This is a genomic window from Mycobacterium farcinogenes (assembly GCF_019739075.1).
GTDB classification, from domain to species: domain Bacteria; phylum Actinomycetota; class Actinomycetes; order Mycobacteriales; family Mycobacteriaceae; genus Mycobacterium; species Mycobacterium senegalense.
The window spans coordinates 419,722-435,545 of sequence record NZ_CP081673.1; the positions used below are offsets into that span (position 1 = coordinate 419,722).

At 67.1% G+C, this 15,824-nt stretch carries 19 protein-coding genes; 10 read left to right on the forward strand and 9 right to left on the reverse strand.

Translation table 11 applies throughout. The features are described from left to right. Positions 1-24: 24 nt before the first annotated feature. Positions 25-183: a hypothetical protein gene (locus K6L26_RS01750; protein ID WP_165588896.1), complete on the reverse strand. Its 159-nt coding sequence runs from the start codon at positions 181-183 to the stop codon at positions 25-27. Between the two features lie 91 nt (positions 184-274). Between K6L26_RS01750 and K6L26_RS01755 the strand changes: the two genes are divergently transcribed. After that, positions 275-1,621: an APC family permease gene (locus tag K6L26_RS01755; RefSeq protein WP_047037195.1), complete on the forward strand. Its 1,347-nt coding sequence runs from the start codon at positions 275-277 to the stop codon at positions 1,619-1,621. 88 nt (positions 1,622-1,709) lie between these two features. Beyond that, entirely contained in the window at positions 1,710-2,360 is a 651-nt protein-coding gene (locus K6L26_RS01760) for a maleylpyruvate isomerase family mycothiol-dependent enzyme (protein WP_047037083.1), read from the forward strand. On the opposite strand, the gene K6L26_RS01765 is transcribed toward K6L26_RS01760, so the two are convergent. Further along, on the reverse strand, positions 2,353-3,378 hold the full coding sequence (locus tag K6L26_RS01765; protein WP_047037192.1) for a fused (3R)-hydroxyacyl-ACP dehydratase subunits HadA/HadB: 1,026 nt from the start codon (positions 3,376-3,378) through the stop codon (positions 2,353-2,355). The two genes, K6L26_RS01760 and K6L26_RS01765, sit on opposite strands and share 8 nt — an antisense overlap. A gap of 120 nt (positions 3,379-3,498) precedes the next feature. On the opposite strand from K6L26_RS01765, the gene K6L26_RS01770 reads away from it, so the two are divergent. Next, on the forward strand, positions 3,499-4,716 hold the full coding sequence (locus tag K6L26_RS01770; RefSeq protein ID WP_047037081.1) for a serpin family protein: 1,218 nt from the start codon (positions 3,499-3,501) through the stop codon (positions 4,714-4,716). Here the strand turns inward: K6L26_RS01770 and K6L26_RS01775 are convergent. After that, complete coding sequence (locus K6L26_RS01775) at positions 4,676-5,248, reverse strand: PadR family transcriptional regulator (RefSeq protein WP_036390745.1); 573 nt, start codon at positions 5,246-5,248, stop codon at positions 4,676-4,678. The two genes, K6L26_RS01770 and K6L26_RS01775, sit on opposite strands and share 41 nt — an antisense overlap. A gap of 104 nt (positions 5,249-5,352) precedes the next feature. Here K6L26_RS01775 and K6L26_RS01780 point away from each other — a divergent pair, with 104 nt between their 5' ends. Next, positions 5,353-5,769, forward strand: a complete 417-nt coding sequence (locus tag K6L26_RS01780) for a nuclear transport factor 2 family protein (RefSeq protein ID WP_047037078.1) — start codon at positions 5,353-5,355, stop codon at positions 5,767-5,769. Positions 5,770-5,800: 31 nt separating this feature from the next. Here the strand turns inward: K6L26_RS01780 and K6L26_RS01785 are convergent, their stop codons facing one another. Then, positions 5,801-7,252: a hypothetical protein gene (locus K6L26_RS01785; RefSeq protein ID WP_234791749.1), complete on the reverse strand. Its 1,452-nt coding sequence runs from the start codon at positions 7,250-7,252 to the stop codon at positions 5,801-5,803. Between the two features lie 37 nt (positions 7,253-7,289). Here K6L26_RS01785 and K6L26_RS31615 point away from each other — a divergent pair, with 37 nt between their 5' ends. From K6L26_RS31615 to K6L26_RS01800, 4 genes are all read left to right on the forward strand, one after another. After that, entirely contained in the window at positions 7,290-7,661 is a 372-nt protein-coding gene (locus K6L26_RS31615) for a hypothetical protein (RefSeq protein ID WP_047037076.1), read from the forward strand. A gap of 123 nt (positions 7,662-7,784) precedes the next feature. Beyond that, positions 7,785-8,123 carry an ArsR/SmtB family transcription factor gene (locus K6L26_RS01790; protein WP_047037074.1) on the forward strand — a complete coding sequence of 113 codons (339 nt, stop codon included), beginning with the start codon at positions 7,785-7,787 and terminating at the stop codon, positions 8,121-8,123. Between the two features lie 3 nt (positions 8,124-8,126). Continuing rightward, positions 8,127-8,612, forward strand: coding sequence for an SRPBCC family protein (locus K6L26_RS01795; RefSeq protein WP_047037071.1), 486 nt, complete (start codon positions 8,127-8,129; stop codon positions 8,610-8,612). A 63-nt stretch (positions 8,613-8,675) separates the two neighbouring features. After that, a complete protein-coding gene (locus K6L26_RS01800) occupies positions 8,676-9,125 on the forward strand; it encodes a hypothetical protein (RefSeq protein ID WP_047037067.1) in 450 nt (149 codons plus the stop codon). A 3-nt stretch (positions 9,126-9,128) separates the two neighbouring features. Here K6L26_RS01800 and K6L26_RS01805 read toward each other — a convergent pair whose 3' ends face one another. From K6L26_RS01805 to K6L26_RS01825, 5 genes are read right to left on the reverse strand one after another with little or no spacing between them, the layout of a single operon-like run. Next, a complete protein-coding gene (locus K6L26_RS01805; RefSeq protein ID WP_043369424.1) occupies positions 9,129-9,914 on the reverse strand; it encodes an MHYT domain-containing protein in 786 nt (261 codons plus the stop codon). 46 nt (positions 9,915-9,960) lie between these two features. Further along, complete coding sequence (locus K6L26_RS01810; RefSeq protein WP_036390755.1) at positions 9,961-10,545, reverse strand: GTP-binding protein; 585 nt, start codon at positions 10,543-10,545, stop codon at positions 9,961-9,963. Continuing rightward, the gene (locus K6L26_RS01815; RefSeq protein WP_036392562.1) at positions 10,526-10,891 is read right to left on the reverse strand and encodes a DUF742 domain-containing protein; all 366 of its coding nucleotides are present in this window, start codon (positions 10,889-10,891) and stop codon (positions 10,526-10,528) included. Before K6L26_RS01815 ends, K6L26_RS01810 begins: the two co-directional genes overlap by 20 nt. An 8-nt stretch (positions 10,892-10,899) precedes the next feature. Next, a complete protein-coding gene (locus tag K6L26_RS01820; RefSeq protein WP_019348607.1) occupies positions 10,900-11,355 on the reverse strand; it encodes a roadblock/LC7 domain-containing protein in 456 nt (151 codons plus the stop codon). Beyond that, entirely contained in the window at positions 11,352-13,976 is a 2,625-nt protein-coding gene (locus K6L26_RS01825) for a HAMP domain-containing sensor histidine kinase (RefSeq protein ID WP_052773214.1), read from the reverse strand. Before K6L26_RS01825 ends, K6L26_RS01820 begins: the two co-directional genes overlap by 4 nt. Positions 13,977-14,482: 506 nt before the next feature. Between K6L26_RS01825 and K6L26_RS01830 the strand changes: the two genes are divergently transcribed. Together K6L26_RS01830 and K6L26_RS01835 are read left to right on the forward strand one after the other, a co-directional pair. Then, the gene (locus K6L26_RS01830) at positions 14,483-14,740 is read left to right on the forward strand and encodes a hypothetical protein (protein WP_043370184.1); all 258 of its coding nucleotides are present in this window, start codon (positions 14,483-14,485) and stop codon (positions 14,738-14,740) included. Positions 14,741-14,847: 107 nt separating this feature from the next. Next, a complete protein-coding gene (locus tag K6L26_RS01835) occupies positions 14,848-15,657 on the forward strand; it encodes a L,D-transpeptidase (RefSeq protein WP_036390756.1) in 810 nt (269 codons plus the stop codon). Positions 15,658-15,824: the final 167 nt, after the last annotated feature.

Genomic DNA, 15,824 nt, shown 5'->3' on the forward strand with positions numbered 1-15,824 from the left:
CCACGGCTGTGACGGCCGGTGGGCTCAGTCCCCGGATTCCCCGGCGTGCTTTTCCACCACGTCAGGAGCGACCTCGCGGGTGGCCATTCCACCGTCGCGATGGTGGTCGGCGGGACCCGGCGGCGGGTCGTTCGCCTTGTTGCCCTTGGCGGGCTGCCGTGAATCGGCGCTGTGGTCAGTCATGGTGAAAGGAATGCCCGCAGGCCGCGGATTTCATTCGCCCGCGCAGGCCAGCCGGTTTTCGGGCGCGGCCACGCGGGGTATGCCGGACGCCATGACGGCGGAGGCCACGGCGGGCGGGCAAAAGGAACAGGAATCCGACGGCAAACTCAAACGCGGGATCACCGGGCCGTTGCTGTTCCTGTTCATCCTCGGCGATGTCCTCGGTGCGGGCATCTACGCGCTCATGGGGGTGCTGGCCGGCAAAGTGGGTGGTGCGCTGTGGGCGCCGCTGCTGGTGGCCCTGCTGCTGGCGCTGTTGACCGCCGGCTCGTATGCCGAGCTGGTCACCAAATATCCCAAGGCCGGTGGCGCGGCGGTATTTGCCGAGCGGGCCTTCGGTGTCCCGCTGGTGTCGTTTCTGGTCGGGTTCGCGATGTTGGCGGCGGGGGTGACCAGTGCGGCCGGGCTGGCGTTGGCCTTCGCCGGTGACTACCTCGCCACGTTCGTCGACGTTCCGATGGTGCCTGCGGCCATCGGGTTCCTCGGGTTGGTCGCCGCCCTCAATGCCCGCGGGATCAGCGAGTCGGTCAAGAGCAACGTGGTCATGACCGTGATCGAGTTGACCGGTCTGCTCATCGTCATCGTCGCGGGCGCGGTCCTGGTCGCCGGGGGCCGTGCCGATGTCAGCCGGCTGGGGGAGTTTCCCCAGGGTTCCGTTCCGGCGGTGGCGATCCTGTCCGGCGCCATCATCGCCTACTACTCCTTCGTGGGATTCGAGACCTCGGCCAATGTCGCCGAGGAGATCCGTAGGCCGAGCAAGATCTATCCCGCGGCGCTGTTCGGCGCACTCGTCACCGCCGGCATCGTCTACGTGTTGGTCGGTGTTGCCAGCTCGGTCGCCTTGCCACCCGGGGAACTGAGCCGGTCCTCGGGCCCGCTGCTCGAGGTGGTGTCGGTGTCCGGACTGGCGGTGCCCGATCGGGTCTTCAGTGCGATCGCTCTGGTCGCGGTCGCCAACGGGGCGCTGTTGACCATGATCATGTCGAGCCGGCTTGCCTTCGGGATGGCCGAACACGGTCTGCTGCCACAGCCGCTCACCCGGGTGCTGCCCCGGCGCCGCACCCCGTGGGTGGCCATCGTCGCGACGACGGCGGTTGCGATGCTGCTCACGCTGGTGGGCGACCTGTCGACCCTGGCCGAGACCGTGGTGCTGCTGTTGTTGTTGGTGTTCATATCGGCCAATGTCGCGGTATTGACGTTGCGCCGAGACACGGTGGAGCACAGCCATTTCCGAGTGTGGACACCAGTCCCGCTGCTCGGGGTGGCATCGTGCGTGATGTTGCTGACCCAGCAGAGCGCCACGGTGTGGCTCTTCGGGGCGATCCTGCTGGCCGTCGGTGTGGTGTTGTACTTCCTGGCGCGGGCGGCCACCCCCCGACAGGACCGCCGGAACGGGTGAGCGTCCGCTGGATACCCTGGGCGGTGACATGCCACCGGCCAGGAGGAACCATGACCGACTCCGAACCTCCCCAGCTGGGCGGCTGATCGTGCGGTTGAGCCCGGAGGAACGCGAGCAGGTGTTCGCGGCGGTGGCCGACGAGCGGAGGTCGATCGCGGATCTGATCGACGGGCTGGACGCCGGCCAGCTGGCCACGCCGAGCCTGTGCGCCGGGTGGGATGTCAAAACCGTTGCGGCACATCTGGTCAGCGATTTCGTCGACGGCTTCTGGGGCTTTCTGGCCAGCGGTGTTCGCCACGGTAGCGTGAACCGCGGCATCGATGCCCTGGCCCGCCGCCGGGCACAGGCCGCTGCGTCCGAGATCGCCCGGACGCTGCGTGAACAGGCTGACCATCGACTCAGTCCGCCCGTCACCGGACCGCTGTCGGGCCTCACCGATGTCTTGGTGCACGGTGCCGACATACGGCTACCCCTCGGGCTACCGCATCACCCGGACCCTCGGCACGTCGCGCGGGCGCTCGACTTCCTCACCAGCCGAACACAATTCGGGTTTTTTCCGCACCGGCGTCTGCGTGGCATCCAGTTGCACGACGAGGACACCGGGCGAACCTGGGGTGAGGGCGAGGTCGTCGCCGGGCCCGGCAGCGCCGTGCTGTTGGCGGTGTGCGGGCGGACCGTCGCGCTGGAGCGCCTGGTGGGCGCGGGTGTGCCCGTTCTGCGGTCGCGGCTGCTCAGCTGAAGCGGACGTTCATGGTGGCCAGCCCGAAGATCTTCTTGCCGTCGGCCTTCGCGGCGACGATGACGACACCGGTACGGGTCTCGGAGTCCAACGACTTGATCTTGCCGCTGAACTCGATGTCGGCACCCTCCTTGGCCGACACGATGGCCGGCTGGGACAGCCGCACCGCGTAGCGGGTGACCGCACCGGGATCGCCCGTCCAGGTGGAGACGAATCCGGCACCCAGGCCCATGGTCAGCATGCCGTGGGCGATCACGTCGGGTAGGCCGGCCAGCTTGGCGATGTCCTCGTCCCAGTGGATCGGGTTGGCATCGCCGGCTACGCCGGCGTAGTTCACCAGGTCGCCGCGGGACAACCGGGTGTGGTGCACTCCGAGTTCGTCGCCGACCTTCACGTCGTCGAAGGACGGCGTCCCCGGGGTGCGGGTCGTGCCGCCCTCGGCGATCCGGATCTCACCTTCGGGACGCACGGTCTTCTGGTACTCGTCGTCGCCGATGCCGAAGATGTCGACGTCGTGCATCATCGCGCGCTGAACGGCGGTCTTGATCTCCGGATTGAGGTCCTCGGCCGTCACTCCGACGACGGTGGTGTGCAGGGTGTGCACCCGCTCGCCGGCGGTGTCGGTGAAGGTGTTGGTGACGGTGATCATGTCGCGCCCGGCGATCCGGCGCACCGATGTCAGTTCGACGTCGACGTGCAGCTCGTCGCCGGCCACGATGGGGCGGTGCTGCTCGAAGACCTCTTCGGTCTGCAGGTAGGTGTCATAGCCGACGACGATCGACTCGAACATGCGTCGATTGCAGGCCATGGCCGGGGTGGAGGTGAAGGTCAGCGGTGCGACCAGGCCCGAATAGCCCAGCTTCGCGGCGGCGTCGACATCCCAGTGTGCGGGGTGGTAGTCCTGCACGGCACGGGCGTACTCGCGTACCTTCTCGCGGCCGACCAGGTAGAGGCTGTCTGCCTCGTAGTAGTGGCCGACGCGGGCTTCGAGCGCCGATGCTTCTGGTGCTGCGGTCATGAATTTGCTCATCTTTTCTATCGGCGTGTTCGCTGAAGCCGACGCAAGCACACTAACGTCTGGCCGGCGCGTCGAGCCACACGGTGCTTGTCCAGGGCTCTTCGCGGATAAGGTTCGGCCATGCCCGGCCTCACTACGCCCGAGCTGGTATCCGCCTATGCGGCCGGCTTCAACCGGAGCGTGCTCGGTGGACACGCGGTGGCCTCGCCGCTGGGGCTGTGGCTGTTGCTGGCATTGGTCGGGCCGGCCACCGCAGGAGCGTCTCGGGGCGACCTCGAGGCGGTGCTCGGTACCACGGTCGACGACGCTGCCGTGCGGGCCGGCGCCCTACTGCGTGATCCGCACCCGGCGGTGTCCGCCCTCGCGGCGGTGTGGGATCGCAAGTTGGGGCCCACTTTTGACGATTGGGTGCGGACGCTACCTGACGTCGTGGAGCGGGGCCCGGTCCCGGATCAGGCGCACGCCGATGCCTGGGCCCGGGCTCGCACCAACGGGCTGATCGACAGGTTCCCGCTGCAGCTGCACGATTTGACCAGGCTGGTCCTGGCTTCGGCGCTGGCCACCGACATCAGCTGGGCGCAACCGCTGGACACCAGGGATGATTTGGGTGGCCCGTTCGGTGAACAGATCCGCACAGCGTTGACGCTCCGGGACGGCGTCCAGCTGGTGGTCGACACCGACGCCGCCGGCCCGGTCGCGGTGGCCGCGCCGCCCTCGTCCTCGGCGCTCGAGGTGTTGAGCGTGATCGGCGCGCCCGACGTGGCTGCCCACGACATGGACACCGCCGCGCATCAGGTGGCGGCGATGTTGCGGGGCGATGGCCGGGCTGCGCGCCGGGTTCCGATCGCGGACCTGGTCGACGGGCACGCGTGGACGGTGACCGAACGGCGTGAACGCCGGGTCGGCGGTCCGGGCGTTCATGCCGAGTGGTGCAGTGTCCTGCCGGCCTGGTCGGCGATCAGCGACCACGACCTCGCCGACGCACCCGGGGTGGCGCCGGTGTTCGCGACGATCAGCGGATTCGCGCGGCCGGAGGATCTGCCGGTGGAGCTGGACGCCAAGCAGTCGGCCGTGGCGTCCTATACCCGCGAAGGATTCAAGGCGGCGGCGGTCACGGCGATCGGCATGGTCGCGGGATCCGTGCCGCAGTTCCACGACGTGCTGGTGAAGCGGATCGAGATCCGCTTCAACCGCCCGTTCGCGGTCCTGGCATGCGCGGACCGATATGACGGCCCGGCGGCCTGGCGCGGGGTGCCGGTGTTCAGTGCCTGGGTCAACGAGCCGCAGGAGACCGTCGTCAACGAGGCCGGACCGCCGCGGCCAGTCGCTGTTCGATGACCGCCAGCGCCCGGCGCGCCCAGTCGGCGTTTTCTTCCTCGAACCGGATTCCGCGCAGCAAGGTCAGGTAGGGCCCGATGCGCTCGGCCTCGGCCAGGTAGGCATCTTCGGTACGCCCGGCCAGCAGGTGGTCCTGCGTGCGCCGGTAGCGCGCGAGTTTGGCAGTCGCCCACTGCAGACGCTCGGCCAGCGCGTCGCGGACCGCCTCGATGTTGCCGGAATCCACCGCCTGGATCTGGACCAGCAGGTCTTCCCGGATCGCCCCGGGTTTCGGTGGGCTCTCGGTGAATTCGAGCAGCGCCTGCCGTCCCTGCTCGGTCAGTGAGTAGAGGCGCTTGTTCGGCCGCCGGTCCTGTTCGACGAGCCGAGCCTCGATCAGTCCGTCGGCGGCCATGCGGTCGAGCTCGCGGTACAGCTGCTGGGGCGTGGCCATCCAGAAGTTGGCGACCGACGCGTCGAAACCTTTGGCCAGGTCATACCCCGATGCTTCTCCGTCGAGGAGCGCGGCCAGCACTGCGTCGCGTAACGCCATGGGGCAGATGCTATCAGCGAAGTGATTAATCAAAATGTTGACTATGCAATCCGGTCGTGCATAGCATCGCCACCAGCCGATGAACCAAGTGAGGGAGGTGTCGTATGCACCCGTTCCGGGAGGCAGTGGAGGCCCGTGACGAGGCCGCGATCGAAGCACTGCTGGCCGACGATGTCGTGTTCACCAGCCCGGTCGCCTTCAAGCCGTATCCGGGCAAGCCGATCACCGCGGCGATCCTGCGCGGGGTCATGCGGGTGTTCGAGGACTTCCGCTACATCCGCGAGATCGCCGATGCCGAAGGCCGCGACCACGCGCTGGTCTTCGAGGCCACGGTGGACGGCAAGAAGATCACCGGATGCGACTTCCTGCACCACGACGACGACGGCAAGATCGACGACTTCATGGTGATGGTCCGGCCGCTGTCGGGTGCGACGGCGCTGGCCGAGGCCATGGCCGCACAGTTTGAGCAGATCAAAACCGAAGCGGCAGAACAGATTCAGCGAGGGTCCGCTACTGCTTGATGAGCGGCTCGCCGCTTCGCTTGATCGCTGCTCAGGGCCTGATCAGGGTCCCGGCGTCCGAGGCCGCCTTCTGCAGTTCGTAAATGGTCATGTCGGCATAGTCGGCGTTGACCGGTCCCGACGGGTTGCCCAGCCACGGCACCACGCCGGGGTCCGGGGCGACGCCCAGGTGGTAGGCCTGGATGCCGGGCAGGTGGTACTGCAGGAAGTTGACCGCGATGTCCACGACGAAGATGGCGGCGCCGATCGGTCCGGTGCTCAGCAACGCCGCCGAGTTGATCAGCGGGTTGGCGGCCTCCGGGTTGCCGATCATCACGATCGACCCGTAGTGCGGCTTGCTTCCTCCGCCCGGCACGTACTCCGGCACGAACGGCTGCAGGCCGGGCAGGTCGGTGGAGAAGTAGGCCGCGGTATCGCCATAGGTCAGGACGTTGACGAAGCCGGAATCCGCGCCGTTGCCCGGCACCGTGGTGTTGAGGCCCGGGCTCTCGAATCCGATGCCGCCCACGCCCGTTTGTTGGGCGACGTAGGCCGCCTCCCAGCCACCGAGTGAGTGCCCGGTGACGAAGATGTCCTCCTGGCGGTAGCCCTGTTCGACGGCAGCGGCCTCGACCTCTTGCTCGAAGGCCAGCGCATCGATGAAGGCCTGCGGGGTGGTGTCGGTGAAGATCACCTGCGCATCGGCGAGCACCTGGGAAACCACGATCAGCGGATTGTGGAGCAGGTTGGTTCCGCCGGTCGTGCCTTGGTAGGCGACGATGATCTGCCCATCGGGCGTCACCCAGGCCTTGCCGGACATGCCGGTCAGCACATTGGTGGATTCCATCTGCCTGCCGTCGACCACGAACGGTTTGAGGTCGCCGGGGATGCTGCCCCAGGTATACGCGGCGGTCGCGGCGTTGAGGAACTGGGACACCGTCGGGGTCTTGCCGGTGGTGGGCCCGTTGTAGGTCATGGTCGGCGGTACCGGTTGCGCGACAGGAGTTTTGGTCAGCCCCAGCTGCCCTTCGATCTCCCGGAACGCCGCGAAGAGGGCATTGTTGATCGGGGCCAGGTCGATCGGGCTCGTCGGTCCGTTGGCCGAGACGGTGATGTCGAGGACCTGCAGCACGGTGTTGACGATGCGGCCGGGCAGCTCGGCGATCTTGGCGATCGGGGACAACGGCTCCGGGGGATTCGGAGTCGTCTTGGTGGTGGTGACCGCGGCGACCTTGGTGGTGAGCGGCACGGCGTTCACGGCGGTCTTCGGGGCGGCCCGGAGGACCGCGGTGATCTGGGGCAGCGCGGGTGTGCGCGCCGGCGGCTCGATCTCGTGTGCCGGCGCCGTGATCGTGGAACCGATCTCTGCGGGCCCGGCCGACGGCGCGGCCGCTACCAGAGGCTTTGCCGTGCTCCGGGGCGAGAAGTCGGACTTGGCCGGGCGCGGGCCGTCGGCCCGCAACGGCGCGGACGGCTCGATGTCGCGGAGTTTGCCGCGCACCACGTCGGCAATCGAAACCCGCTGAGGCGCTTGCGAAGTCGTGTCATCAGCCGGCTGCCCGGCTTTGTCGTCGGTGTCGGGCGCCTTGGTGTTCGCGGGCGGCGAGGGCCGGTTCGGCCGGGTGCCACGTCGGTCGACGGGCTTTTTCGGTCCGCGGTTGGCTCCGGCACCCGAGTGTTTCGATGCCTGGCCCGATGAGCTCGATGAGGTTGACGATGTGGAGGAACCGGCGGAGCCGGGATCCGCCCATGCCACGGGGTGTGCGCTGGCGCTTGCGATTCCGAGGCCGATGGCCACGACCGAAAGGCCGTACCGCAGCGGTATCCGCCCGGCGTTCCGCGGGCAGCGCGAACTGTTCACCATTACCGATGTCCCCCTTGACATTCCGCATGGTGTCCGGGTCTATCGCTGACGGGAATGCCGGCTGCTGCGGACACACGCCGCGTCAATATATGACATCGGCTGATGTCACGATGGCGTTTTGGTTCAGTGAGACCCTTGACAACATACAACCGATTGGTTGTATATTTGGGCTGTGACCGAGAGTGACGAGGACCGGGCGGACGCCCTGTTCCACGCGCTCGCCGACCGCACCAGGCGGGACATCATGCGCCGGGTGTTGGCAGGCGAGCACTCGGTTTCGGTGCTCGCCGCGAAGTACGACATGAGCTTCGCGGCAGTGCAGAAGCACGTCGCCGTGCTGGAGAAGGCCGGGCTGATCACCAAGCGACGCAACGGTCGTGAGCAGCTGGCCAGCGGTGATGTGCAGGCAGTGCGGTCGGTGGCGTCCATGTTGACTGAGCTGGAACAGGTTTGGCGTGGCCGCATCGCACGCATCGATGAATTGATCGCAACCGATATCAAGAAGGACTGAACCATGCCCGTGACCGACGTCCAACACGATCTCGACAATCTGACGCTGACCATCACCGCGGACTTCGCCGCGCCGGTGCAGCGCATTTGGCAGGTATACGCCGACCCGCGCCAGCTGGAGAAGGTGTGGGGGCCGCCGACCTACCCGGCGACGGTCGTCGACCACAGCCTCACCCCCGGTGGCCGCGTCACCTACTTCATGATCGGCCCGGAAGGCGACAAGCACGCCGGATACTGGGATGTCACGGCGGTGGACGAGCCGTCGAGCTTCTCGTTCGACGACGGTTTCGCCGACGCGGACTTCAACCCGAACCCGGACATGCCGGTGTCCAAGAACGTCTACACCTTCACCGACCACAACGGTGGCACCCGTGCGGTCTACGTGAGCACCTACGAGTCAGCCGAGGCGCTGGCACAGGTGCTGGACATGGGTGTGGTCGAGGGTGCCTCGTCGGCGATCAACCAGATCGATGACCTGATCGCGTCCTGACCGGCCGGCAATCACTTGTCGCGATAAGGGATCCGGGCGCGCTCCGGCGTCGTAATCTCAGGTATGCGTTTGCTCAGGGGTCTGGCCGGGATCACCGTCGGTGTTGTGTCGGCCGCCGCGGTGGTCGCGGGATGTACGACGACCACGGGAACCCCGGTGGCGGAGACCGCCGATGGCGTGGCTTTTGGCAACGACTCGACCGACACTACGACAGAGTCGCCCAGCGCGGCGGAGCCGACCGGTGCACCCGTCGGCACGGCGGTCATGAAGGTTCTCGGCGGGTCTGCCCCGGTGACGATCCGTTACCGGATCAACGGCGGGGCAGAGCAAACCGAATCGAATGTGACGCTGCCGTGGGAAAAGCAGTACTCCGTATATGAAGAAGTCGAGTCAGAGGTGGCCGCCGATGGTGGCAACACCGAACTCACCTGCACGATCACGCTGGACGGCGACAAGCTGGTGTCGTTCAAGACCGAGGTGAAGCCGGTCTGCAACTTCTCCTACTGGGGTTAGCCCCTACCGGTGCCGGCCGGCCGGCGCTGCCACGGGGCGAGATTCGGCGTTGCTCTGCTCGGAGCTGCGATCAGGAGCCAGCATCACGGCGGTGATCGGGACGCCGAGTGCGAGCAGGCCGATCACGAACACCGGGAACAGGAACGAGAAGACCTCGGGCCCACCGGGAACCGGCATCGTGTGATCGACACTGACCCGCACCGCCGCCATTCCGGTGTAGTGCATGCCGACAACGGCGACGCCCATCACCAGGCCGGCCACGAATCGCAGACCGCGTGATTCGAGGACCAGGGTGAACCACAACGCAGCGGTGGCCGCGACCACGGCGATCACGAACGAGAGGACGACGAGGGTGGTGTCATAGGTCATCGTGCCCTGCATCTGAACCGCCCACATGCCGGTGTAGTGCATGACCGCGACCGCCAGCCCGGTGATGACGCCACCGGCCAACAGCCGACGCAGTTCGAATTCGCGGCCGATGGTGATGAGCCCGACGAAGACCGCGGCGATCGCGATCACGGCCGAGGCGATTGTCCAGCCGAGGTGATAGCGCACTGTGCTGCTGGGGATCGCGAAGCCGAGCATCGCGATGAAGTGCATGAGCCAGATACCGACCCCGCCAATGGCGATCGAGGCCATCAGCAGCCAGCGGAGCCGGTCGCGTCCGTTGGTTGCCCTGGCACCGCACCGGGTGCACGCCAGGCCGACGACGGAGCCGGTGACCGAGACGATGTACGCCAGGAACAGCAGCCACAGGCCCATGTCGAAGTGATGTACTTGGTGGTTCATGACAGGTTTCCTCGTGACTGTGTGACTGTGACTGCGGGCGGTTGAGTTAGAACGCTGACGACGGGAGTCGTTCCAGCGCGAACGACGTAATCGCGATCAACGCGTTCTTGGCCGAATCGCGTTGCCGTGCATCGACATTGATGATGGGCACGTTGGGGGACACCGAGAGCGCCTCACGCAGCTCCTCGATGCTGTAGGTCGGGGAGTCGTCGAACTCGTTGACCGCGATCAGGAACGGCAGGTTGCGGGCCTCGAAGAAGTCGACAGCCGCGAAGCTGTCGTCGAGCCTGCGGGTGTCGACCAGCACCACAGCGCCGATCGCGCCGTGCACCAGGTCGTCCCACATGAACCAGAACCGCCGTTGCCCGGGCGTCCCGAACAGGTACAGCACCAGGTCGTCGGCGATCGTGATGCGGCCGAAATCCATGGCGACCGTGGTGGTCTCCTTGCCGGGAATCGCCTCGAGGTCGTCGTGGCCCTGGGATGCGTTCGTGACGAGGGCCTCCGTGCGCAGCGGCACGATCTCCGACACGGCGCCGACGAACGTGGTCTTGCCGACACCGAAGCCGCCGGCAATCACGATCTTCGTCGAAGACACCGTGGGGCCGGAGTCAGAGTGCGCGTAAGCCACTGAGGGTCCTTTCGATCAGTAGGCGCCGTTCTGCGACGGTCGAGCGGTCGGTCAGGGTGGCGTGAACGCGAAGGTGGCCGCTGTCCACCAGATCGCTGACCAGCACGCGGGTCACGCCGATGGGGAGCCCGGCATACGCCGAGAGCTCAGCGATCGACGGTCGGCGCTCGCACAACCGGACGATGACGGCCGGGATGTCGCCCGGTGCGCAGTCGAGCTCGCCGGCCGGCAGCAAGGCCTCCACCGGAGCCTCGATCGGCACCTCGACCCGTGCGCGGGTGCGTCCGCCGGTCAGGGTGTACGGGCGCGCGCGACTGGCGGCCCGCTTCTGCTCGGGTCTGTCCATGCTCAGGGTCATCGAGCCCCATGCGAGGTGCGCGGCGTCGCCTCGACGGTCTTGCCGACCCGGTCGACCAGCAACGCCATCTCGTAGCCGACCTGCCCGATATCGCACGAGATCGAGGCCAGGGTGGCCAGATACGAGCCGTTGCCCACGCCCATCAACAGCAGGAACCCGTCGTCCATCTCGACGATCGACTGACGGACGTTGCCGGCCTCGAACAACCGGGCGGCGCCCGTCGACAAGCTCGCCAAACCTGAGGTGACGGCGGCCAGTTGCTCCGCGCGGTCGGACGGCAGGTGGGAGTTCGAGGCCATCAGCAGACCGTCTGCCGACACCAGGATCGCGTGGGACACACCCGGTACGTCACGGACGAAGTTGGACACGAACCAGTCGAGGGTGCCGGAGGTCCCGGACGGTGTTGCAGCAGACCCCGCGGACCGTTCATGTGGTTGCGTGCCGGTGTTCATCGATCTCCTTCGATTCGGCTGTGTGCTGCATCGGTTTCGGCTCGGCCCCTACGGACACCGGCCAGCTGTCGGCTCAGGATGTCTCGGATGGCCGCGGGATCGTTTGACCCGTCGGCCCTGGCGTGCGATCCCGATCTTGCCTCATCCGGCACCAGTCGCGCTCCGCGTTCGCGAATCGGCAGCCCGGATGCGGTGTGGCGCTTGGGTTCCTGCTCGACCGCCTTGGCCGCGGCCTCCCAGCCGGCATCGGCGGCGCTGGCCCACACCCGGTTTCGGTATTCCGGCGTGGTCGGGTCCATCAGCCACTCCGAGGTCATCCGCTCGAAGATCGGCGCACTCTCCAAGCTCTCCGCCGCGATGCGCCGTGGCTCCGATTCGGTGGATGGAGTGGGTTCGGGGGCAGGCGGATTGGAGTTGCCCGAGTTGGAGTTGCCCGAGGTGAAGTAGGACAGCGGGTTTCCCCGCTGTTGCCGCTCGGGTTCTTCTGCGGCCGGGGCGCTCAGTCCGTTCACGGGTGCCGGGATGCCGTTCACACCGCTGGCGCCCGGTGAGCGCTTCGGCAGCCCGCTGGCAGTCGACTGGGCCGGCGCGTCCGGTCCACGTTCGGGCTGCGGCGTCGCGGCCCGCGAGCTGTTCGTGGCGGCGGGTGCCGCGGTGCCGGCGCTGTGTGCGCTGCGCCCGTTCGGCGCGGTACGCGACCGGGATTCGGTGAACGAGCCGCTGCGCAGGTCGTCGAGGGTGTCGGTCATGCCGATGGGTGAGACCAGGGTGCCGGGCAGGTGCACGCTCGCGGTGACGCCGGGGCGGTCGGTCAACGCCGAGGTGGTCCGCAGCCGCACGGTGGCGTCGTGGCGGCGGGCCAATCGGCCGACCACGAAAAGGCCCATGCGTTTGGCGGTCTCGGAAGTCACTTCGCCACCGAGCGCCAAACGCTCGTTCGCCGCGGTCAGGTCTTCCTTGGACATGCCCAGGCCCCGGTCGGCGACTTCGACCAGCAGGCCGGCGTCGACCGCGCGCCCCACCGTCACCATGACCGGTGAGTCCGGCGGTGAGTAACGCAGGGCATTGTCGAGCAGCTCGGCGATCAGGTGGCCGATGTCGGCCGCGGCCGAGCCGGCGATCGAGACGTCGGCCATGTGCCCGACCTGCACCCGGCGATACTCCTCGACCTCGGACATCGCGGCGCGCAGCATGTCGGGCAGGGCGACGGGAGCTGACGCGCGGTGGCGTTCCACGGTGTCGGCGAGGACCAGCAGGTTGTCGCCGTTGCGGCGCATCCGCGTCGCAAGGTGGTCGAGACGGAAGAGGTGGTCGAGGCGGGCCGGATCTTCCTCGTCGAGCTCGAGGGTCTCGATGAGCGCCAGCTGTTCCTCGACCAGCGAGCGGCTTCGGCGGGACAGGGTTTCGAACATGTCGCCGATCTGCAGGCGCACACCGTGCTCGCTGGCGAGGCGGACGGCCTGGGAGTGGATGTCGTCGATGGCGCGCGCGAGCTGGCCGACCTCTTCGTTGGTCCGGAAGGGTAGCGCCTGGATCTCGGGCATGCCGCCGCCCTTGCTGAGACGTTCGATCTCCTCGGGCAGCTCGACCTGCGCGACCTGCAGCGCTCCCTGCCGCAGCCGGCCGATCGACCGGATCAGCGAACGGCCGACCGCCAGGGCGAAGACGAGGGCGGCCAGAACGGCGCCGAGGATGATCGCGGTGTCACGCAGCGCGTCCGACCGCAGCACGTTGGCCCGGTGATGCAGCGTGCCGTCGAGGTCGGCGGACAGGCGCTGGGTCATCGCGCGGTATTGGTCCACGCTGGCCCGCATCGCCTCGGCGAAGGCGGGTCCGTGCACGCCGTCGCCGGCGGGTTGCGTGTAGGTGCCGCGACGGACATCGGAATCCTTGGCCAACGCCGTGGCTTCGTCCGCGGGCGTCAGTGTGCTGAGTCGATCGATGGCGGCCGCTTCTGCGCCCGCCGCGTCGGCCACCTCGGTACGTAGCTCGTCGGAATCGGCGAAATCGGGGGCCGCGATCAATACCCGCTGCGTGGTCAGCGCGCGTTGCGCTGCCAGGGTGTCGACGAGTTGGTCGGCAATCGGCCGCACCACGCGGTCGTCGACGGTTGCGGTGGTGGTCGCGATCGCGGAGACCACGCCCGAGGCCGCCTCGGACGCGCGATCGGCGATCACCTGCTGGGGTAGTGGTCCGGCTTTGATGTCGTCACGCAGCGTCTTGGCGGTCGAGGACGCCGTGGTCAGTTGCGCCGCGGCGGTCGGATCGAACTCCGTGGAGGTGATCAGGGTGTCCAGGGCCTTCGAGGCTTCGTCGAACTGTGCGAGCGGCTCCGCGAGGGGCGCACCGGTCGCGGCGGCATAGGCCAGTCCGTCGAGCCGGTCGACCAACTCCACGGCGGGCACGACGATCGCCGCGTTGTCGGAGGCGAGGTTCAATCGCGATGCCGCCGACAACTCGCTGTAGATACGGACCGCGCCGAAGGTGGCCGCGAGCAGGATCGGCAACACCAGGGTCGCCGCGACTTTCCACCGCAGTGGCCAGCTCTCGATCGATGCGCGGGACGCCCGCGTCACGGTCGGACGCGCATGTTCTCCGACGCTCGGATCATGTGCATCCACAGCCGTACCACCCTTCACCGAGCTAATTGACGTTGAAGCAGGGGAGCTCGGCCACGGGACAGGTTAAATGATAGGTAACGATTCCGCATCGACGGGGCTAACGGCGGCGCGTTCGCTGGCGTGCGCTCTTAATTTGTGCGCGCTTCTTACGTGCGGGTTTCTTGCGAATGTAAGAAGATGCTGCGATTGTGGCTGGGCTGCCGGACGGGGTTTCTGCCCGGTTTCGGGCGCGCGGCCACAACTTCGGTAGCTGGCAGCGACGGCGGCGATGATCTTGATCGTTCGATCAGTCCGAGGGTGCAACGCCGAGCAGCAAACATCGCGGCGGAGAATGTCAAATCGGTAAGTGTGAAATGCGTCTCTGTCGCGATTCTTTCAGTGTGTAAAAGCTCATTAAGAGGGATCCTTAATGTGTCCACGGCCAACTCGATGCATCGCCTCAGCTTGGCCGAGCACGCTTGGCACTGAATAGAAGTGTCGTGAAGCTCCTCCGGAGGTCAGTGAAAATGGCGACAAAAGCTGCCGGTTCGACGGTCATCGAGTTGGCCACGCATCCGCTCTGGTGTTCGTCGCAGCGCTACTCCCGTGAGCTGGCGGCGGCCAAGCGCCGGCATCCCTCGTCCTACCGGGCCGAGGCTGACGACGACGCGCTCGACCTCGAATCCCAGCGCGCTCCGCAGTCCGGCCTGCGCACCAACGCTCTGGTGACCCCCCTGTCCTGCGCCCGGGTCCTCAAATTGCTTGACGCCGTGGCCGAACCGTGACGAACGCTTGACCGAATTGTCTACGTGTGACTACACATTCGAGCCGCTGCGAGCCAATACCATGACAACGTTCAAGATCATGGGGGCATCGCAGAGGGATCGAATTGATGCGCGCGGTTTTTCAGGGTGTTCTCGTATTGGTCGTGCTCGTCACGGCCTTCTTCTCCGGTGGTACCGATAGCGTCGACACGGCGGCGGTGAGCCTTCCGTTGACCTCGACCATCGAATCGATCGCTCCGGCCCAGGGCGCCGTGGTCGGCGTGGGCCATCCCGTGGTGGTGACGTTCAAGAAGCCGATCGCCAATCGGGCCTCCGTCGAACGTGCCCTCGGGCTCAAGTCGACGCCCGCGCGCACGGGCACCTACGAATGGCTCGACGCCAACGTCGTGTCGTGGACGCCGGCGCAATTCTGGCCCGCGCACAGCACGGTGATGCTGTCGGTCAGCGGGATGCGAACCGAATTCCAAACCGGCCCAGCCGTTATCGGCGTCGCCGACATCTCCGACCACACCTTCACCGTGACCATCGACGGACTAGGGGAAGACCCGCCGATCGCCCTTCCGGCACCGCACCACCTGCCGCACGCCGGCGAACCGGGGGTATTGCTCGCCTCCCTGGGGCGGCCGGAATATCCGACCCCGGTCGGCACCTACACGGTTCTCGGGAAAGACCGGACGGTACGGATGGATTCGAGCAGCGTCGGCATTCCCGTCGATGCCCCGGACGGCTATCTCCTCGACGTGGACTACGCGGTCCGCTTCACCCACCGCGGCCTGTTCGTGCATTCGGCACCGTGGGCAGTCCCGTCGATGGGGCTCGACAACACCAGCCACGGTTGCATCAGCCTTGTCCCGGCGGCCGCCGAGTGGTACTTCAACACGGTCAACATCGGCGATCCGGTCATCGTTCAGGAGTGATCAACCTCGTTGTGATCCAGGCAAATAACGATCCAGGCAAACAGCACGAAAAAGGCGCCTGGCCCGTGGGCCAGGCGCCTTTGCGGCGCTGGGGTGGCGACTAGCTGTACTGACCACGGACGTTAGGTACGGCGTGGCGTGGTGACATGAAGAAGACCTCCGAGTGA

What these genes read in the sequence shown, in the direction of transcription:
- K6L26_RS01750 (WP_165588896.1), bottom strand. Translation starts at nt 183, where the DNA reads ATGACTGACCACAGCGCCGATTCACGGCAGCCCGCCAAGGGCAACAAG.
- K6L26_RS01755 (WP_047037195.1), top strand. Translation starts at nt 275, where the DNA reads ATGACGGCGGAGGCCACGGCGGGCGGGCAAAAGGAACAGGAATCCGAC.
- K6L26_RS01765 (WP_047037192.1), bottom strand. Translation starts at nt 3,378, where the DNA reads ATGACCGCAGCACCAGAAGCATCGGCGCTCGAAGCCCGCGTCGGCCAC.
- K6L26_RS01770 (WP_047037081.1), top strand. Translation starts at nt 3,499, where the DNA reads ATGCCCGGCCTCACTACGCCCGAGCTGGTATCCGCCTATGCGGCCGGC.
- K6L26_RS01775 (WP_036390745.1), bottom strand. Translation starts at nt 5,248, where the DNA reads ATGGCGTTACGCGACGCAGTGCTGGCCGCGCTCCTCGACGGAGAAGCA.
- K6L26_RS01780 (WP_047037078.1), top strand. Translation starts at nt 5,353, where the DNA reads ATGCACCCGTTCCGGGAGGCAGTGGAGGCCCGTGACGAGGCCGCGATC.
- K6L26_RS01795 (WP_047037071.1), top strand. Translation starts at nt 8,127, where the DNA reads ATGCCCGTGACCGACGTCCAACACGATCTCGACAATCTGACGCTGACC.
- K6L26_RS01800 (WP_047037067.1), top strand. Translation starts at nt 8,676, where the DNA reads ATGCGTTTGCTCAGGGGTCTGGCCGGGATCACCGTCGGTGTTGTGTCG.
- K6L26_RS01805 (WP_043369424.1), bottom strand. Translation starts at nt 9,914, where the DNA reads ATGAACCACCAAGTACATCACTTCGACATGGGCCTGTGGCTGCTGTTC.
- K6L26_RS01815 (WP_036392562.1), bottom strand. Translation starts at nt 10,891, where the DNA reads ATGGACAGACCCGAGCAGAAGCGGGCCGCCAGTCGCGCGCGCCCGTAC.
- K6L26_RS01820 (WP_019348607.1), bottom strand. Translation starts at nt 11,355, where the DNA reads ATGAACACCGGCACGCAACCACATGAACGGTCCGCGGGGTCTGCTGCA.
- K6L26_RS01830 (WP_043370184.1), top strand. Translation starts at nt 14,483, where the DNA reads ATGGCGACAAAAGCTGCCGGTTCGACGGTCATCGAGTTGGCCACGCAT.
- K6L26_RS01835 (WP_036390756.1), top strand. Translation starts at nt 14,848, where the DNA reads ATGCGCGCGGTTTTTCAGGGTGTTCTCGTATTGGTCGTGCTCGTCACG.